Source organism: Streptomyces sp. (assembly GCF_019510245.1).
Classification (GTDB): domain Bacteria; phylum Actinomycetota; class Actinomycetes; order Streptomycetales; family Streptomycetaceae; genus Streptomyces.
The window spans coordinates 1-1,829 of the sequence record NZ_JAEKKT010000499.1 but is presented as its reverse complement, the minus strand read 5'-3'; the positions used below and the strand labels follow the sequence as shown (position 1 = coordinate 1,829).

General features: G+C 77.7%; 2 protein-coding genes and 1 pseudogene. All 3 read right to left on the bottom strand.

Annotated elements, in window-relative coordinates; translation table 11 throughout:
* Positions 1–539: pseudogene (locus tag JF597_RS54625) on the bottom strand (hypothetical protein); the annotation flags it as partial.
* Positions 536–1,555, bottom strand: coding sequence for an enoyl-CoA hydratase/isomerase family protein (locus JF597_RS54620; RefSeq protein WP_294014599.1), 1,020 nt, complete (start codon positions 1,553–1,555; stop codon positions 536–538). The gene JF597_RS54620 and the pseudogene JF597_RS54625, both read right to left, overlap by 4 nt.
* A partial coding sequence (locus JF597_RS54615; RefSeq protein WP_294014596.1) for an amidohydrolase family protein occupies positions 1,552–1,829 on the bottom strand: 278 nt, incomplete at its 5' end. The genes JF597_RS54620 and JF597_RS54615, both read right to left, overlap by 4 nt.

Sequence of the window (1,829 nt, the reverse complement as noted above, 5' to 3'; positions counted from 1 at the left end):
CAGAGCGGGCCGGCCCACAGCGCGCTCAGATCGAGGACGAGCGGCCGCTCGACCGGCCGGCGCGGCCCGCCTCCGGTGGCCAGCACGGGCGGCCGCCTGGGCGATGGCGGAACGGCCGGGATCGCCGCGCCCGGCAGCCCGAGCAGCGCGACCCGGTCCGCTGCGTCGGCGACGGTCGTGTCGCGCAGCCACGCCTCGAGCGCCGTCCACGGGTCGTCGACCGCCCGGCCCACGAGCGCCGGCACGAGTTCCCGGTCGGACGGCCGGGCCAGGGAGATGCCGAACCACCCGTCACCGGCCGGGAGGATCCGGAACGCGCCGCCGACCGAACGTGGCGCGTCGCGCGCGTATCCGGCCACCGCCGCGCGCTCGCCGAGCAGCCGCACGTCAGGCAGGTTCCGCACCCCGGCCGCGGCGAGGGTGGCGAGCGCTGCGAGCACCGCGCTCGCGGGGCTGCCGGTGCCGAGCAGCGCCGGGCCGTCGCGACGCCCGGTGAGGGCCATCGCGCCGGAGGCGGCCCACAGCTCGGTTTCGGTCATCCGCCGGCCACGTCGTCCACCAGCCCCCACGCCAGCGCGGTGGGGACGTCCAGGGCGACGCCGGTGAGCGCGAGGTAGGCGCAGCGCCACCGGCCGACGCGGCGAGTTATGCCGACGGTGCCGCCCGCACCGGGGACGAGTCCCATCGCGAGTTCGGGGAGGCGGAAGGTGGTCGTCGGATGCGCCGTGACCCGTCCGGCGAAGGACGGCAGCTCGATGCCGGCGCCGATGCACGCACCGTGCAGGTGGGCGTGGACGCGATCGCGCACGGCGTCGATGCGGGCGGCCACGCTGCGCTCCACCCGGATCGCGTGCGCGGTGACGACCGGTGTCAGGCCGAATTCGTCGAGATCACCGCCGCTGCAGAACCCCGGGCCGGCGCCGCGCAGCTCGATGCGGGCGAGGGAGGCGTCGGCCGCGGCCAGGTCGAAGGCCTCGACCAGGCCGTCGCGGACCTCGCGGCCGAAGGCATTGCGCCGCTCGGGCCGGTTGAGGGTGACGATGAGCCGGTCGCCGTGGCGGTCGATGAGGACGGCCGGTTCGGCCGCGGGCGGTACCGGACGCCGGCGGCGGCCGGCCAGCCAGCGCGCGAACTCCGGGCCGGCGAGCAGCATCGAGTAGGCGAGCGACTCGGCGGTGAGGCCGGCCGCCACGTCGACCGTGGCCGTGATCCGGAGCAGGCCGGTCAGCGTGGCCGCGGCGTCGGGCGCGGCGGAGACGGCAGCGGCGAGCGCCCCGAGGGCCGCGTCGACGTCGGGCACGCCCACCGCCCACCGGTCGTCGAACTCCGGCGCTGACGACGGGGCCAGCGTGCAGTCGAGCGCCGCGCGAAGCCGGGCCGTCCGCTCGTCCACCGGACGCCGAGTGACGCCGATCAGCACGCTGTACGGCATCGGTGGTACCGCGACGTCGAGGTCGTCGGCGTCCAGATCGACGACGATCAGCGGCGCCTGCGCGTGCACGCGCTCGGCCGCCACCAGCGTCGCGAGGTCGCGCGGCGCGACCGGCGCGATCACGAGCTCCCCCACACCCGGCGCCCGCTGATCCAGGTGCCCCGGACGGTGACCGACGCCGGGTCGGCAAGCGCGGCCGCGAGCGGGCGGTCCAGCAGCACGAGGTCGGCCGGCCCACCGACGGTGACGCGGCGCGCCGGCCCGCCGGGGTCGGTCGGGGCGCCCAGGTAGCCGTCCAGCGCCTCGCCGGCGGTCACCGCCTCGTCCGGGCCGACGAGCCGCTCGGCGATCGAACGCCGGCTCGTCGCCGCCGCGATCGAGGCCCACGGGTCCAGGT